We start from the raw sequence: 16,264 nt of genomic DNA, 5'->3' as shown, positions 1-16,264 counted from the left end.
CATGAAAGAAACAAAAGCTCAAAAAGGCTTTAAGGTCTTTAACTACTTTTTGATGATCGGCATTATTTTCTTGACGTTATTTCCGTTCTTGAACGTAGTAGCCAAATCATTCAGTGGTGAAGGATATATCAACTCGGGACAAGTTGGTTTAATTCCCAAGGGATTCAATCTGGAGACCTACCGCTTGATACTAGCAGATGATACATTTTGGACCAACTATAAAAATACGATTGTTTATACCGTAGTAGGGACCACCATTTCCTTGATTCTAACAACCATGTTGGGCTATGCCTTATCCAAGTTCCGCTTAAAGGGACGTAAATTCTTCATTGGATTCGCCGTATTCACGATGTTTTTCAATGGTGGATTGGTGCCGAACTACATTTTGATTAATAGTTTGGGGATGACAAATACCATTTGGGCGGTCGTATTACCAGGTGCCTTGAGTATTTACAATATGTTAATTATGAAGTCATTCTTTGAAAGCATGCCGAATGAGCTGGAAGAAGCAGCATCCATTGACGGACTGAATACGTACGGTATTCTGACCAAAATCATTCTGCCGTTGAGTAAACCAATCTTAGCAACCATGATTTTGTTTTACGCAGTAGGCAGCTGGAACTCTTGGTTTGGTGCTTTCTTATACCTTGATAAAAAAGAACTATTCCCAGTGACATTGTATTTGCGAAATATGATTAGTGGAGCTTCTGGAGCAACAGAGGCAGGAGCATCCAGCGCGGATAACATGACGCAAATTTCAGCAAATATCAAGTCCGTTACGATGGTATTAACTGTACTGCCTATCATTACCGTGTATCCATTTGTACAAAAGTACTTTGTAAGCGGTATAATGCTCGGTTCCGTTAAGCAATAAGGCAGCACAATTGCTAGGCGATCATGATTTTTGGAGGGAGGAGGACCGTTCACGGTTACGAATAGGTTGTGAGTATGGAAGTAGAGAAAATAAGATAATGACATTCCAGGAGGAGAAAAAATGAATACTCGCTTTAAAAAATTATTGATGTCCGGTTCAGCTTTTGCATTAGTCTCATTACTAGCAGCATGTAATCAAGGAGGAGAAGCTGGCTCTGACAGCACAACCACTGATGAAGCAACGAGCTCTACGGAAACAACTTCAGAAAATACGGCAGGTGCTATGGAAGATTACAAAGCAGGAGACCAATTTACTGCTACAGAACCACTTACCTTTAGCATGATGTACAGTGATCATCCAAACTACCCAATCAAAGAAGACTGGCTCTTATTCGAAAAAATCAAAGAACTAGCAAATGTTGAATTTGAAACGACTGTTATTCCAATGAGTGACTACGAACAAAAGAGAAGTTTATTGATCAGTTCTGGTGAATCGCCATACATTATTCCTAAAACATATCCAGGTCAAGAATCACCATTCGTATCTTCCGGTACAATCTTGCCAGTGAGTGACTACCTAGACTTGATGCCACACTTCCAAGAAAAAGTTGAGAAGTGGGGAATGGAAAAAGAATTAGACGGCTTGAGACAAGAAGACGGTAAATTCTATGTTCTTCCAGGGTTGCATGAAACAGTACGTCACGACTACACACTAGCATTGCGTTATGACATTTGGGAAGAAAACAACTTAGAAATTCCGGATACATGGGAAGATCTATATGAATCTTTGAAAGCATTGAAAAAAGTATACCCAGATCGCGTATTGTTCTCTGACCGCTTCAAAGGACAAAGTTTGTTGAACTACGCAGCATCCTCTTTTGGAACCGTTGGCGGATGGGGCTTCAACCAAGGTCTAGTCTTTAACGAAGAAGCAGATGCATTTGAATATGCTCCTACAACCGATAACTATCGTGACATGGTCGCTTACTTCGCGAAGTTAGTTGATGAAGGGTTGATGGATCCAGAAAGCTTCACACAAGAAGACGACCAAGCGATTCAAAAACTTTCAAACGAACAAAGTTTTGTTATCTCAACAAACGCTCAAAACTTGATTGACTACCGTGCTGGCTTAGACACAACCGTTGGCGCAGGAGAGTACGAAATCAAGAAAATCACCAACCCAGCTTCTGAATACGGCAACATCATCGGTGGGGTTCGTACAGAAAACGGAATTATGATTTCTTCTGAAGCTGCTGAAGATGAAAACTTTGTTGCAATGATGCAATTCATTGACTGGTTATGGTACAGCGACGAAGGTCAAGAGTTCACTAAATGGGGTGTAGAAGGCACAACGTATACGAAAGACGATGCTGGCAACTACAAACTAGCAGACGATGTGAACTATATTGGTTTGAACCCAGCAGGAACAAAAGCTTTGAATGCTGACTTCGGTTTCTCTGGCGGGGTATTCTCTTATGGCGGAACCACTGCTTTGAGCCAATCAATGATGGCTGAAGAAGAAAAAGAATTCCAAAATGCGATGAACGAAACGCGTGAACTAGCAGAGCCAGCACCACCAGCACCACTTTCTGAAGATGTTCAAGAACAATATACCTTGTTAGCAACTCCATTGCGTGATGCTACAGACCAAGCTACGTTACAATTCATTTTAGGAAACCGTCCAATGGAAGAATATGACCAATTCATTACTGAATTACAAGGTCAAGGTTTGGATCAATACCTACAAATTGTAAACGATGCATACAACGACTACAAAGCTGCAAACGAATAAAAATCAGTAAAAATAGAAAAGAGGCGGGAGTTCCGATTCCAGCCTCTACTATTTTTTTAAGGGAGAATGCGAATGGACAAAGTGATACGGAAAGAAGACTTGATTCAAGACCCACAACCTTTTGCTGATCAGTGGCGGTATTGCATCGGTACCGGACGTTTGGGGCTAGCTCTTAGAAAGGAATACCTGGATGCATTGGAGCAAGTTCAAAAAGACATCGGGTTTCGCTATATTCGCGGTCACGGGTTGTTCCACGAAGATATTGGGATCTATCAAGAGTATGAGTGGCAAGGAGAAACGAAAGTTCTCTACAATTTCCATTTGATTGATCAAATCTTCGATTCCTTCCTGCGTATGGATTTGAAACCGTTCATTGAATTAGGTTTTATGCCGCACCAGATTGCTTCCGGTGAGCAAACTATTTTCTGGTGGAAGGGAAATGTCACACCGCCAAAAGATTACCAAAAATGGAATGAATTAGTTCGTCATACGATTCAGCATTTTATCGAACGGTATGGCATCGAGGAAGTTTTGACCTGGCCGATTGAAGTGTGGAATGAACCAAACTTGGTTAACTTTTGGGAACATGCAGACCAGAAGGAATACTTCAAACTTTATCGGGAAACCGTATGGACGATCAAATCGATTCATCCAGACTTACAAGTAGGAGGGCCGGCAATTTGCGGCGGAACCGACTATTGGATGAAAGATTTCCTCGACTTCTGCGAACAAGAAGGTCTGCCTGTCGATTTCTTGTCTCGACATGCATACTCTTCCGAACCACCTGAGCGGATTCCATTTGCTGTTTACCAAAACCTAAGTCCAAGTGATTCGTTATTGAATGATTTCAAATCGGGTAGAGAATATTTGAAGGACTCCGCTTTTCCGGATGTGCCGGTTCATATTACGGAATTCAACACTTCCTATAATCCGACCAACCCGCTTCATGATACAGCGTATAATGCTGCTTACTTAGGCAGGGTAATCAGTCAAGGCGGCGATTATGCAGATTCGTTCTCTTACTGGACATTCAGTGATGTGTTTGAGGAACTAGGCGTTCCAACGAGTTTGTTCCATGGTGGTTTTGGCTTGATGGCTTATCATGGGATCAAGAAACCTACGTACTTCTTGTATGAATTTTTTGCCAAGTTAACAGGAGACACACTTTACCGTGATGACGAGATCCATATCGTAAAACGAAAGGACAACTCCATCGCTTTAGTGGCTTGGAACTGTGTTTCTGAGAAAGAGGACGTTCCTCCTGTTGAGGTAACGTTAGAACTACCGGTCACTGATGGTTTTTATTTCATCAAAAAATCAACGGTCAACGAAGAGGTAGGGAATGCTTGGAATGCTTGGCGTATGATGGGTCGTCCGCGTTTCCCATCCGCTGAACAAGTGACAACACTGAAGGGAATTGCTGTTCCTGGAATCACGATTTCTCAAGAACAAACAAGTAAAGGGACCCTTACCGTCTCTTTTGAAATGAAGAAAAATGAAGTTACGTTAGTTGAAATTGAACTTGTCAGAGAAGAAACACAACCGTATGATGGACTGGACGATGAAAAATTAATCAGCTACCGTAACTAATGAAAGAAGTGAAGAAAAGCCATGTCTGAAAAACCAGATTTTGAAAAAAGAAAAATGTTTGTTTGGTCCAATTATGTGTATTGGTTGATGGTAACCAATGTCCAATTCTTGATTGCGATTATCCCGACCCTCCTCCTTTTTATTTTTGTGACTCCAGCGATTGAGAACCTTATCTTGTATGTGTTGCTGCTCTTGCCGGTAGGACCGGCTCTAGGTGCGCTCATTGCCTCCATGATTCAAATTCTGGAGAAAAAAGACTTAACACCGATGAAGGATTTCTGGCGGTACTATCGAAATAACTGGTGGGACAGTTTTAGATTGTGGGGGCTATTTGTAGGGGTGGAAGCAATCTTGATTGTTGATATCCTGTTTAACAATGAATTGTTTGGTATCCAGACGTCGTTCTTTTCTTTTTTCTTCCTGCTCCTGTTTTTCTTGGTGGCTTTGGTACTGATTCCAACCTTTCTAATCAGCATCAAGTTCAAGTTTACCTTTAAGGATTTACTGAAGTTGGGGATGTTTTATACCCTTACTCGCATCAAATTAACGATTGGGAACGCTTGTATTTTGTTCATTACTTATGTGGTGATGGTGGTGACTGTAGAAATGTTGCCGCTGCTCTTCATGAGCGTGTTCATGTATCTGTTAGTCGCTTATAATTTTGATATTTTATCTGACATCAAAGGAAAATATATTAAATAAAAATCAAATGGCTGAAGGAGTTTTGCTGAAATGAAAAAAATGATCCAAAATCCTGTCCTAAAAGGATTTAACCCTGACCCAAGTATTTGTCGCGCAGGTGATGATTACTACATCGCAACTTCCACCTTTGAGTGGTTCCCCGGTGTTCAAATTCATCACTCGACTGATTTAGTGAACTGGCGCTTAGTCAGCCATCCGCTTAGCCGGGTGAGTCAGTTGGACATGCGAGGCAATTCAGATTCGGGCGGTGTATGGGCACCTGATTTGAGTTATCACGATGGGAAGTTCTGGCTCATCTATTCGGATATCAAAGTAGTAGAAGGCAACACGTGGAAAGATGGCGCCAACTATTTGGTTACATGCGATACGATTGATGGCGAGTGGAGCGAGCCGATCTACATGAATAATTCCGGCTTCGACCCATCACTTTTCCATGATGAAGATGGACGCAAGTGGTTCGTAAACATGTTATGGGATCATCGCCCTTATAACCATAAATTCTATGGAATTGTCCTGCAAGAATACAGTCATGAAGAACAAAAATTAATTGGTGACCGCAAAGTTATTTTCAAAGGTACAGATCTTGGCTTGACGGAAGCACCGCACTTATATAAATTGAATGGCTATTATTATTTGTTGGTAGCAGAAGGCGGCACGAAGTTCGAGCATGCGGCAACCATCGCCCGTTCCAAAAATATAGAGGGTCCTTATGAAGTTCATCCAGAGAACCCATTGATTACATCATGGCCAGATCCTCGTTTGGAATTGCAAAAGGCAGGGCACGGTTCGTTAGTAGGCACCCAAGATGGCGAATGGTACTTTGCCCACCTAGTCGGTCGTCCCGTAAAACGTGACGGAATTAAATTATTAGAAGAACGCGGCTTTTGCCCACTCGGCAGAGAAACAGCGATTCAAAAAGTATATTGGGAGAATGACTGGCCTTATATTGTAGGCGGAAACAAGCCAAGTGTGGAAGTAGAAGCACCTGACTTACCAGAGCAAACATGGGAAATGGACTATGAAGTAGTGGATCATTTCGATTCAGAAATCTTGAATCACCACTTCAATACACTTCGTATTCCGTTCAATGAAGAAATTGGTAGCTTAACGGATAAACCAGGCTCCTTGCGCTTGTATGGAAGAGAATCCTTGCACTCCTTGTTTATACAATCTCTTGTAGCAAGAAGATGGCAAAGTTTGGAATTTGTGGCTGAAACAAAGGTAAGCTTCCAACCAGACACATTCCAACAAATGGCGGGATTGATTTGCTACTACAATACTCGTAACTGGACGAGCCTACACGTAACATGGAACGAAGAAAAAGGTCGTGTGATTGATTTGATGGCTTGTGATCGTTTTGTTTCTTCGAATCCGTTACAAGGTAGAGAAATTGCCATTCCAGATGGGGTAGAGGATGTCTACTTGAGAGTGGAAACCAATGCGAAGGATTACTACTTCTCCTACTCTTTCGATGGCGAAAAATTCCAGCTTATTGATATTCCATTTGCAACTTATAAACTGTCCGATGACTATATTGAACAAGCCGGCTTCTTCACTGGAGCGTTTGTTGGTATGCATTGTATCGATGTATCGGGCCGTCGTCAGCCAGCTGATTTTGATTACTTCCGTTACGAAGAGAAATAACGGTATAATGAGAACGACACCACGCTTTCGCAGATTGTGTGGTGTTTTTCAAAAGCAAAAAAGGGGGATGAATCCCGGTGAAAATTGGCGTAATTGGATTAGGAAACATTTTTCAAAAAGCGTATTTACCAGCCATGTTACTGATGCAAGATAAAGTAGAGTGGCACTTTTACACAAGAAAGAAAGAAAAAGCAGAAGCGTTGCAATCTCAATATGGTTTGCAACATTTCTATACCGACCTCAATGAGTGGATTGCAAGTGGAATCGAAGCGGCCTTCGTCCATGTTGCAACGGATGTGCATGGCGAAATCATTCGACACTTGTTAGAGCATGGCATCTCGGTTTATGTAGATAAACCAATCAGTGAACGTTTAGCGGAAACAGAAGCATTGGTGAAGCTGGCGGAAGAAAAAGGACAGTTGTTGACGACTGGTTTTAATCGCCGCTTTGCGCCAATGGTTCAAGAACTCAAGAAAATCCCCGATAAGAATATGATGGTGATCCAAAAGAACCGAGTGAAAAGTATCAAGCCGGTTCGTTATGCTATCTATGATTTATTCATTCACGTAGTAGATACGGCGCTGTATTTACTTGATGATGAAATCGTGTCCTTCCAGTCCTATATTGTGGCAGAAGAAGGAATGCTTCAACGTGTTTGGCTGACTTTGGAAACTAGTTCAACCAGTTGCTTCGTCTCTATGAATACGGCAGCTGGAGCGAATGAGGAAGTGATGGAAGTTCAAAGTCCGAGTGGAACAGCCCGCTTGGTTGATTTGACCGAGTATACCGCTCTCAGCGATGGCAAAAAAGAAGCGAAGTTTTTCGGTGATTGGGACGCAACCGTATATAAACGAGGGTTTACCACTTCCATCGAACAATTTGTAGCTGGTCTACAAACGCAAGAAAATCCAGTATCAACCTCATCAAGTGTGAGAAGTCATTTTATTTGTGAAGAAATCATTCAGCAATGGGAAATAAACCAATAAAGTTGAAAAGGAAGAAACCGATGAAACCACACATTCAAGTAACTGCATCTAGGAAAACAGGCACCATCAGTAGATATATTTATGGACAATTTGCAGAGCACTTAGGACGCTGTATTTATGAAGGGGTCTGGGTCGGTCTGGATTCAGATATTCCCCACAAAAATGGGATTCGGCAGGACGTTGTAGAAGCATTGCGTGCCATTCAAGTACCGGTTATCCGCTGGCCAGGCGGATGCTTTGCTGACGAATATCATTGGAAAGATGGGATTGGCCCAGCCGAAGAACGCAAAACAATGGTGAATACGCATTGGGGCGGCATTACGGAAAACAATCATTTTGGTACACATGAATTTTTTGAACTTTGTCAACAGGTAGGCGCAGAAGCTTACATAAACGGAAATGTGGGCAGTGGTACCGTCCAAGAGATGCAAGAATGGATGGAATACATGACCATGGGTGGAGAATCTCCTATGGCTAATTGGCGCCGAGAAAATGGTCAAGAAGAACCATGGAAAGTGGAATTTTTCGGTGTAGGAAATGAAAGTTGGGGTTGCGGAGGCAATATGCGTCCAGAATACTATGCCGACTTGTACCGCCGTTATCAAACGTATGTACGTCAATACGGGACGGACCGCGTATACAAAATCGCTTGTGGAGCGAATGGCTATGACTACAACTGGACCGATGTATTAATGAAGAATGCCCATGCTTATATGGACGGACTCAGCCTTCATCATTATGTGGTCCCAAGAACATGGGATGATAAAGGTGCCGCGACTGGTTTCCCGGAAGCAGAATGGTACTCCTTGGTAGAAAATGCCAAATCGATGGATGAGTTGATTACGAAACACAGCACAATAATGGATCGCTATGACCCAGAGAAACGTGTGGGATTGATTATAGACGAGTGGGGCAGTTGGTTGAATGTAGAACCAGGAACCAACCGTGGCTTCTTGTACCAACAAAACACCATTCGCGATGCGATGGTAGCGAGTTTGACGTTGAATATTTTCCACAAGCATGCCGAGCGCGTTCATATGGCAAACATTGCCCAAATGGTGAATGTCCTTCAAGCAATGATTTTGACTGAAGGGGAAAAAATGCTCAAAACGCCAACGTATTATGTCTTTGATTTATATAAAAACCATATGGATGCAACGAAAATCGATGCCATAGGAACAACGAAAGAAACAACCGACTATACGGTTTCGAAAAAAGGGAACACCATTACCGCTTCCTTCTGCAACTATCATCTAACCGAAGAAGACGTGGTTGTACTGGATATTGCTGATTTTGATATTCGAACCATTACGGCTGAAGCGTTGATTGGAAAAGTGATGGATGACCACAATAACTTCGAAAATCCAGAAAACATCAAAAAAGAAGCATTCCATGATGTGAAGCAGGAACAGGGGACCGTAACCGTTAAGATTCCGCCTATGGGGATTGTTTCTGTATACATGGAAGGCGTAGAACCAAATCAGTATTAAGACGGATGATAGAAGAGCCTTTATTCGATATGATAAGAACAGAATAAAGGAGTGATCAAATGAATCTACTAATGAATATAATTTGGTTTATCTTGGGCGGCTTTATCCCATTCCTGTCATGGGGATTTATTGGGATTTTATGGAGCCTGACGATTGTGGGGATTCCTGTGGGTCTTCAATGTTTCAAGTTTGCGAAGATGTCAGCCGCACCATTTGGAAAAGATGTCGCCTTCAGTGGCAGTGGTGCATCGTTCTTGATTAATATAGTTTGGATGATTGTTGGGGGAATCGCATTAGCGATTGAAGAAGTAGTTCTAGGCGTGATTTTCTGTCTGACCATTATCGGAATCCCATTTGGCCTGCAACATTTCAAGCACGCGAAGCTCGCATTGATGCCATTTGGTGCTAGGATATATCGAACTGCATAAAGAAACGTGCAAGTGAGGCTAAAAAACAACTCACTCATACCAAATGAGGAAAAAACATGCAAGTGAGCTCCTAAAAAAGCTTCACTTGCATGTTTTTTTATTTATAGATTTTTAGCGTAGCCATTGTTCTGGATCAGCCATGATTTCAATAGTTGTATGGGTAATATTTTGCTTCGCAACAATTTGGCGAATGGTTTCTTTTAATTCTTCCTCTTCCAAATCACTCAGCTCATCTGTGCTGATGGTCACTGCCATCGCATGTTCTTCACCATCAATCGACCAAATATGCAGATGGGACAAATTGTGGACAGATGGGAGAGCGAGGATGTCTTTGCGAATTGATTTCATATGAACGTCGCGCGGAACAGCATCCAAGAAAATCTCCGCGGTTTTTTGAAAGAGCGGCCAGGTTTTATAAATGATAAAGCCAGCAATAGCGAGTGATAACAGAGGATCTAAGATATGCCAACCTGTGAAACGAACCACGACACTCACAACAAGAACGCCGACCCAGCCTAGTACATCTTCCAGTAAATGCAAGTTTAGCATGGACTCATTCGTCGAACTCCCCCGGCTCATCAGCCAAGCTGAATATCCATTTGCCGCAATCGCAAAGATGGCTAGCCAGAACATCCCTTCATAGTGAACCGGTTGCGGATTGAATAAACGTGGCAATGTGTTCAAAATGAGTAGAGCCGAACCTGCTAATAACACGACCCCCGTAATCAGAGCGCCGAGAGAAGAAAAACGTTGATGTCCAAAACTATACTTTTCATCGGCTTCCCGAGTAGATATTTTCTGGAAGAACCAGGCCAATCCAATCGAAATGGCATCACCCAGATCGTGAACCGCATCTGTTAGAATAGCGGCACTATTAAAGAGGATACCAAATAGAAATTCCAAGATGGAGAAAGCAATATTAATAAAGAAGACAATCTTCATATTCTTCGCTGCTCTTTCCCCTGAAGCGAAGTCGATATCGTGTGCGTGATGGTGAGAATGATCATGACCGTGATCGTGTTCATGGTGGTGGCCATGATGTTCATGCTCTTCTTCCGTCACTGGTTGAAGGACAAATTTTTCAAAAGCCGCGACCCGATTTACCTTTTCCATATCAGTCTGTTGTGGAATATAAGCCTTACGATGCGGATAATCAATTTTAATTTGATTTGTATCAGTAACTTGTTTGAGTTTTTGTTCAATATCTTGTGCACATTCTTCGCAGTGCATTCCTTTAACGGAGTATTCATTCATGGAGGTTGCTCCTTTCTATTTCTAAGCTAACATATGAATAACATTTCATATGTTAATTCTACCATACTCGATAAAAGATTGGTATAAAAATGTAGGGGCTTCCTTTATAATAAAAGTATCGTGAATTAGAAGGAGAAGAAGCTATGAAATTGCAAAAAAATGATCGTATTTTATTTTTTGGAGATAGCATTACCGATGCTGGACGTGATAAGTCGAATGCAGCAGATTTAGGCTATGGGTATGCAAAAATGATAGCGGAATCATTAAGCGGAGAGTATCCAGAATGGAATCTTCAGTTCCTCAATCGAGGAATTAATGGCAATAAAATTCCTGATTTGGCGAACAGATTAGAGGAAGATTGTATTAATCTCTCGCCGACTGTCGTATCTATTTTAATCGGCATCAATGATACTTGGCATAGAATTGGCTCCGCTGACTTCGGATCAAAAGAGGTCATTAATCAGTTTGAAAGGGAGTACCGAGAAGTCCTGAAGCGCATAAAAGAAAAAACGAATGCTCGAATTGTTATCCTAGAGCCGTTCGTCTTGAGTTACCCAACCGATCGTTTGGAATGGCGAGTGGATTTGGATCCGCGTATCCAAGCTGTGCGACGGTTAGCGAATGAATTCGCAGAAGACTTTATTCCACTGGATGGTTTGTTAAATGCAGCCGGTATGAAGGTAGGTTACCAAGCCTTAACCGGAGAAGATGGCGTACACCCAACGGACGAAGGGCATACCTTTATCGCAGATGCATGGCTGAAAATAGTAAATTAAACAAGGAAGCGCAGCGGGAAAAATTCCACGCTGCGCTTCCTTTATGAATTGATTTTAAGAATAGTAGGTCTTCACTACAATATCTTGTTCATGATTACCAAAGTTTTTACCGAACAGAGTAATGCCCCCAACATTTTCGCTGTCTTCTTTGACCTCCATACGAATATCCCAAATTTCAAGAGAATCATCAATGTCTGCCAAGGTGATTGAAGAAAGAGGGTCCCCATCCATATAAGTGCCATGATCAGTAATTCGGATGGTTTTAAGCAGACCGTATTGATTCAAATTGTCTGGCCAATAGTCCGGATTCAGCCGGCCTCTTGTATCAGCGAAGTCACCAGGGCTTGTCCATGTGCCTAGATCAATACCATTCAAACTAAATGTAATATCTGAAGGCCATACGTCGTTGGCAAAAGGAAACTCCGAACTAATCTCCATGCTGATGTCGATTTGTTGCAAAGTATTCTCAGCTTGTAGGAAATTAGGAATCTTGTATTCTACGTAACCCGAAGTAAACCAAAGGATACTTGCATTCATACGTCTGGAATCCATAAAATATTTTGGTTCATCGACGTTGCCGATAAAGTCCTTACTATCCGCTAAGCCACAAGAAGGCTGGATTTTGTAATCGGTATAGTGTCCAATCGGAATAGACACTTCATATAGCTCGTAAGAAGGATAAATTTTTACTGGGAAAACCACATCAATATGATCAACCTTTAAGATTGAGATTTTCTGCATCCCTGACTTTCCAGGGATTTTTTCTGTTTTTATAATTTTTGCTTCTTCTAACTTGTTAATGTGTTTAGAAATGATGGCGCTGCTTAACCCTAATTCTGCAGCTAATTCTTTGATGTTCATTTTTTTGCGTGAGAGTAATTGAATGATTTTTAGGCGGACGTCACTTGCTAATGCTTCATATACGATTAAGGAATTAGGCGAGATGTCTAGTTGCATATTTTAACCCGCTTTCTAATAAGTTGATATGTAATTAATATAAATGTTTATTAAGTGGAAGTCAATATAAAAGGCGATAAATTGAAAAACTTAAAAAACCCTATATTGTTTGTCTTATCAGCGAATGTGATTGATATATTTAAAAGTATATCGTTAACAAATATATTTAGTAAACTGTTTTATTAATTAGTTAAAATAATGAAAACGTTATTGACAACGCTTACTATATTAACTATACTTTCTGTAATGGTTAAGATATAAAGGGTTTGCAAAAGGCCGTTAAGGGTATAGGAAGGGAGTAGGGGAAGTCATATAAGGTAGGAGGTAGGAAAAGATTTACACCAGTGTATTCTTAGAGATTAGGTTTCTTATCAAATGAATCTGAGGAAGTGATTTATAGAGAACGCTAAAATCAAGAAGAATGAAGTAGTAAATGTTGTGATTGGATTTCGTTTAAGAAGAGAAATAAAGTCCAATATTTGACCCATTGTCCTCGAATAAAAGAAGACCGAAAATTAGATAAAAAATGGAGGCTATTAAATTGGTTAACATGAAAAGAAATCTATTAGGATCACTTACTATTCTTACTGCACTTGCCTTATCTGCTTGTGGTACTGGTGACACAGCAGATACCTCTTCTGAAGGAGGAGCTGCTACCTCTGGCGATAAAGAACTAACCTTCATGTTTCGTGGTGGTGAAGATGAAAAAAAGGCTTATGAATCTGCGATTGCTGCATTTGAAGAAGACCATCCTGGAGTATCGGTAAACGTTATTTCAACAGATGCTGATCAGTATGCTACAAAATTACAAGCTGCAATTGCAGGAAATGATATTCCAGACGTATTCTATGTCGAGCAAGGAGATGTAATGGCTTACGTAGATAACGGAGTTTTGATGGATATTACTGAAGAAGTAGAAAACTCTAATTTTGATTTGGCAAATGTTTGGGAATATGGTGTGGATAGCTATCGTTATGATGGTAAAAATGTCGGTGAAGGGAATATTTATGGATTACCAAAGGACGTAGGTCCATTTGCCCTAGGATATAATAAAGCAATGTTTGAAGAAGCAGGAATTCCACTGCCAGACATTGATACTCCATATACATGGGACGAGTTTATCGATGTAAGTAAGCAACTGACAAAAGACAATGATGGAGACGGTGAACTTGATCAATGGGCTACTGGATTTAACGTAAACTGGGCACTTCATGCTTTCGTTTGGAGCAATGGCGGCGATTACTTAAATGAAGATTATACAGAAGTTACAATTGATACGCCTGAGTTTGCAGAAGCACTTCAATTCTTCGCAGATATTCAAAATAAACATGAGTTAACACCTTCTGTTGCGCAAGCACAAACACTCGATACCTATCAACGCTGGATGAATGGAGAAATTGCTTTCTTCCCAGTTGGTCCATGGGATATGAGTACATATGCAACACTAGATTTTGAATACGATTTAATTCCTTGGCCAGCTGGAAAAACAGGTGAATCTGCTACTTATATTGGATCTCTAGGAATCGGTGTGGCAAATGCTACCGAAAATAAAGAGGAAGCAATTGAATTGGCGATGTACCTCTCTACTTCTGAAGAAGGACAACAACAATTAGTAGACGCGCAAATTCAAATTCCAAACTTGATTGATATGGCAGATGAGTGGGCATCTGATACAGAATCTGTGCCGAATAATAAAAAAGAATTTCTTGATATCGTAGGGGAATATGGTCGTGCGCTTCCTGGAGCTAGAACGTATACAGCAGAGTGGTATGATGAGTTCTTCATTAATATTCAGCCTGTATTAGATGGTGAACAAGAAGCCGCTGATTATGTAAAACAACTCCAACCAAGAATGCAAGAATTACTAGATGCATCAATCATCCAACATGAGCAAGCTGTAAACTGATTTTCCAAAAAGGCATCTAACGTTTTTGTCAGATGCCTTTTTTTATTAAGGAGGTAGGATGAATGGAAACTGATACAAGTAAAGTGATTGAAACGAAAGTTTTTCCCAGAAAGAAAAGTAAGTTGTATCATGCAGAATATCGGGCAGCTTTTCTCTTTATTCTAATCCCTGTTATTGGGTTTATCATATTTACCTTGATTCCATTTTTCACTAGTTTATATGGTTCTTTTACTGACTGGAATGGGTTAGGACAAATGAACTTTATTGGACTTAGAAATTACCAGAATCTAATCAAGGACTCTTATTTTTGGCAAACATTAGGAAACACTTTCTATTTGATGTTAGGAATTCCAGTAGGGTTAATCTTATCCTTTTTACTAGCTTCTGCACTCAATCGATGGATTGTCGGAAAAACTGTTTTTAGAGTTATCTACTATATTCCGGTGGTTTCATCCTTAGCAGCCATTTCTATTCTTTGGCAATGGGCTTATAACGGAGACTTTGGATTGGTGAACCAGGTTTTAGCAATTTTTGGAATTGATGGTCCGAACTGGTTGCAAAATGTAGACACGGTTAAACCAGCTATCATTATCATGACCGTTTGGAAAGGTTTAGGTTATTCCATGTTGCTATATCTAGCTGCTATTCAAAGTGTACCAAAAACATTTTATGAAGCAGCAGAACTGGATGGTGCGAATGTGTTCCAAAGATTCCGCTATATTACTTGGCCAATGGTGCGTCCAATCACCTTTTTCTTAATCGTTACGAATATTATTGGCGGCTCTCAAATATTCACGGAAATTAACATCATGACACCAACTGGCGGACCTCAATATTCCTCTGCTACCATTGTTTGGTACTTATGGAGACAAGCCTTCAACAACTGGAAGATGGGATATGCTTCTGCTATTTCGGTAGTCCTTGGGATCTTGATTTTTGTTATTACTGCTTTGCAATTCCATTTGAACAAACGTGCAGATTACAAGTTAGATTAAGGGAGGCCTTGAAATGAGAAATGAATCAAAAAAAGTGAATGGGCTGATAACCCTTGTCTTATCTATCGGAGCCATAGTCATGATTGCACCATTAGTATGGATGATTTCTACTTCTTTCAAAAACAAAGCTGGAGTTTTCTCTTTGCCGCCACAATGGATTCCAGATCCTTTCACAGCTGAAGCGTATAGTCGATTGTTCGAGCTGGAATCACTCTGGAGCGGGATTAGAAATTCAATTATCGTATCCTTGTCTGTAACGATAGTGGGTAGTATTACCTCTAGTATTGCTGCTTTCTCGTTTGCGAAATTAAAATTACCATTTAAGAACTTGATTTTCTTACTGCTGTTGTCTGGATTAATGATTCCTTATCCAAGTATTATGATTCCTCAATTTGTAATGTTTTCTAAAATTGGTTGGGTAAATACATTACTTCCTTTGATTGTTCCAGGAATGTTTGGAAATATCACTATGATTTTCTTTTTAAGACAATACTTAAGTAATGTACCTGATTCAATTGTAGAGGCAGCTAAGATAGATGGAGCTTCCTATTTACAAATTTTTGGTAGATTGATTTTTCCAGCGATTAAACCTGCGATTGCTGCTCAATTTATTCTCTGGTTCATGGCTTCGTGGAATGACTATTTAGCACCGTTGCTTTACTTAAATAGTCCGGAGAAACAAACGTTGCAAGTGGTCATTGCAAACTTAAATGCTGCTTATGCCATTCAGACGGATTATCCATTGATTATGGCAGCGTCAGTTGTATCGCTCATTCCAGTTTTAACAGTATTTACCTGAATAATTCATAGTTTTTCTAATATGCTCTCTAAACCTTGTCCCGTCCTTGTTTTTCATATTGTTATCCGACAC

The 16,264-nt window shown here is 40.6% G+C and carries 14 protein-coding genes; 12 read left to right on the top strand and 2 right to left on the bottom strand.

Annotation, left to right across the window (positions count from 1 at the left end):
* The first annotated feature begins 1 nt into the window (after position 1).
* From PVE40_RS06850 to PVE40_RS06815, 8 genes are all read left to right on the top strand, one after another.
* On the top strand, positions 2 to 874 hold the full coding sequence (locus tag PVE40_RS06850; protein WP_274731139.1) for a carbohydrate ABC transporter permease: 873 nt from the start codon (positions 2 to 4) through the stop codon (positions 872 to 874).
* Between the two features lie 120 nt (positions 875 to 994).
* Positions 995 to 2,665: an extracellular solute-binding protein gene (locus PVE40_RS06845; RefSeq protein WP_274731138.1), complete on the top strand. Its 1,671-nt coding sequence runs from the start codon at positions 995 to 997 to the stop codon at positions 2,663 to 2,665.
* Positions 2,666 to 2,737: 72 nt separating this feature from the next.
* A complete protein-coding gene (locus PVE40_RS06840) occupies positions 2,738 to 4,255 on the top strand; it encodes a GH39 family glycosyl hydrolase (RefSeq protein ID WP_274731137.1) in 1,518 nt (505 codons plus the stop codon).
* 21 nt (positions 4,256 to 4,276) lie between these two features.
* On the top strand, positions 4,277 to 4,957 hold the full coding sequence (locus PVE40_RS06835; RefSeq protein WP_274731136.1) for a YesL family protein: 681 nt from the start codon (positions 4,277 to 4,279) through the stop codon (positions 4,955 to 4,957).
* 39 nt (positions 4,958 to 4,996) lie between these two features.
* Positions 4,997 to 6,601, top strand: coding sequence for a glycoside hydrolase family 43 protein (locus tag PVE40_RS06830; RefSeq protein WP_274731153.1), 1,605 nt, complete (start codon positions 4,997 to 4,999; stop codon positions 6,599 to 6,601).
* Between the two features lie 77 nt (positions 6,602 to 6,678).
* Positions 6,679 to 7,587 carry a Gfo/Idh/MocA family protein gene (locus PVE40_RS06825; RefSeq protein WP_274731135.1) on the top strand — a complete coding sequence of 303 codons (909 nt, stop codon included), beginning with the start codon at positions 6,679 to 6,681 and terminating at the stop codon, positions 7,585 to 7,587.
* 20 nt (positions 7,588 to 7,607) lie between these two features.
* A complete protein-coding gene (locus PVE40_RS06820; protein ID WP_274731134.1) occupies positions 7,608 to 9,077 on the top strand; it encodes an alpha-N-arabinofuranosidase in 1,470 nt (489 codons plus the stop codon).
* A 59-nt stretch (positions 9,078 to 9,136) separates the two neighbouring features.
* A complete protein-coding gene (locus tag PVE40_RS06815; protein WP_274731133.1) occupies positions 9,137 to 9,505 on the top strand; it encodes a YccF domain-containing protein in 369 nt (122 codons plus the stop codon).
* A 111-nt stretch (positions 9,506 to 9,616) separates the two neighbouring features.
* Here the strand turns inward: PVE40_RS06815 and PVE40_RS06810 are convergent, their stop codons facing one another.
* Complete coding sequence (locus PVE40_RS06810) at positions 9,617 to 10,759, bottom strand: cation diffusion facilitator family transporter (protein WP_274731132.1); 1,143 nt, start codon at positions 10,757 to 10,759, stop codon at positions 9,617 to 9,619.
* A 143-nt stretch (positions 10,760 to 10,902) separates the two neighbouring features.
* Here PVE40_RS06810 and PVE40_RS06805 point away from each other — a divergent pair, with 143 nt between their 5' ends.
* Positions 10,903 to 11,535 carry an SGNH/GDSL hydrolase family protein gene (locus PVE40_RS06805; protein ID WP_274731131.1) on the top strand — a complete coding sequence of 211 codons (633 nt, stop codon included), beginning with the start codon at positions 10,903 to 10,905 and terminating at the stop codon, positions 11,533 to 11,535.
* Between the two features lie 54 nt (positions 11,536 to 11,589).
* On the opposite strand, the gene PVE40_RS06800 is transcribed toward PVE40_RS06805, so the two are convergent.
* A complete protein-coding gene (locus PVE40_RS06800; RefSeq protein WP_274731130.1) occupies positions 11,590 to 12,492 on the bottom strand; it encodes an ArsR/SmtB family transcription factor in 903 nt (300 codons plus the stop codon).
* A 550-nt stretch (positions 12,493 to 13,042) separates the two neighbouring features.
* Here PVE40_RS06800 and PVE40_RS06795 point away from each other — a divergent pair.
* The 3 genes from PVE40_RS06795 to PVE40_RS06785 all read left to right on the top strand — a co-directional run bounded on the left by PVE40_RS06795 (position 13,043) and on the right by PVE40_RS06785 (position 16,192).
* Positions 13,043 to 14,398 (top strand): ABC transporter substrate-binding protein, encoded by a 1,356-nt coding sequence (locus PVE40_RS06795; protein WP_274731152.1) that lies wholly within the window; start codon positions 13,043 to 13,045, stop codon positions 14,396 to 14,398.
* Between the two features lie 62 nt (positions 14,399 to 14,460).
* Entirely contained in the window at positions 14,461 to 15,393 is a 933-nt protein-coding gene (locus PVE40_RS06790) for a carbohydrate ABC transporter permease (protein WP_274731129.1), read from the top strand.
* 13 nt (positions 15,394 to 15,406) lie between these two features.
* Positions 15,407 to 16,192 (top strand): carbohydrate ABC transporter permease, encoded by a 786-nt coding sequence (locus PVE40_RS06785; protein WP_274731128.1) that lies wholly within the window; start codon positions 15,407 to 15,409, stop codon positions 16,190 to 16,192.
* Positions 16,193 to 16,264: the final 72 nt, after the last annotated feature.

This window comes from Jeotgalibaca caeni (assembly GCF_028863945.1).
Taxonomy (GTDB): Bacteria; Bacillota; Bacilli; order Lactobacillales; family Aerococcaceae; genus Jeotgalibaca; species Jeotgalibaca caeni.
Note: the sequence above shows the minus strand (reverse complement) of the source record. Positions and strands in the feature narration are given on the sequence as shown.

What these genes read in the sequence shown, in the direction of transcription:
- PVE40_RS06810 (WP_274731132.1), bottom strand. Translation starts at nt 10,759, where the DNA reads ATGAATGAATACTCCGTTAAAGGAATGCACTGCGAAGAATGTGCACAA.
- PVE40_RS06820 (WP_274731134.1), top strand. Translation starts at nt 7,608, where the DNA reads ATGAAACCACACATTCAAGTAACTGCATCTAGGAAAACAGGCACCATC.
- PVE40_RS06845 (WP_274731138.1), top strand. Translation starts at nt 995, where the DNA reads ATGAATACTCGCTTTAAAAAATTATTGATGTCCGGTTCAGCTTTTGCA.
- PVE40_RS06790 (WP_274731129.1), top strand. Translation starts at nt 14,461, where the DNA reads ATGGAAACTGATACAAGTAAAGTGATTGAAACGAAAGTTTTTCCCAGA.
- PVE40_RS06830 (WP_274731153.1), top strand. Translation starts at nt 4,997, where the DNA reads ATGATCCAAAATCCTGTCCTAAAAGGATTTAACCCTGACCCAAGTATT.
- PVE40_RS06800 (WP_274731130.1), bottom strand. Translation starts at nt 12,492, where the DNA reads ATGCAACTAGACATCTCGCCTAATTCCTTAATCGTATATGAAGCATTA.
- PVE40_RS06785 (WP_274731128.1), top strand. Translation starts at nt 15,407, where the DNA reads ATGAGAAATGAATCAAAAAAAGTGAATGGGCTGATAACCCTTGTCTTA.
- PVE40_RS06815 (WP_274731133.1), top strand. Translation starts at nt 9,137, where the DNA reads ATGAATCTACTAATGAATATAATTTGGTTTATCTTGGGCGGCTTTATC.
- PVE40_RS06795 (WP_274731152.1), top strand. Translation starts at nt 13,043, where the DNA reads ATGAAAAGAAATCTATTAGGATCACTTACTATTCTTACTGCACTTGCC.
- PVE40_RS06840 (WP_274731137.1), top strand. Translation starts at nt 2,738, where the DNA reads ATGGACAAAGTGATACGGAAAGAAGACTTGATTCAAGACCCACAACCT.
- PVE40_RS06850 (WP_274731139.1), top strand. Translation starts at nt 2, where the DNA reads ATGAAAGAAACAAAAGCTCAAAAAGGCTTTAAGGTCTTTAACTACTTT.
- PVE40_RS06835 (WP_274731136.1), top strand. Translation starts at nt 4,277, where the DNA reads ATGTCTGAAAAACCAGATTTTGAAAAAAGAAAAATGTTTGTTTGGTCC.
- PVE40_RS06805 (WP_274731131.1), top strand. Translation starts at nt 10,903, where the DNA reads ATGAAATTGCAAAAAAATGATCGTATTTTATTTTTTGGAGATAGCATT.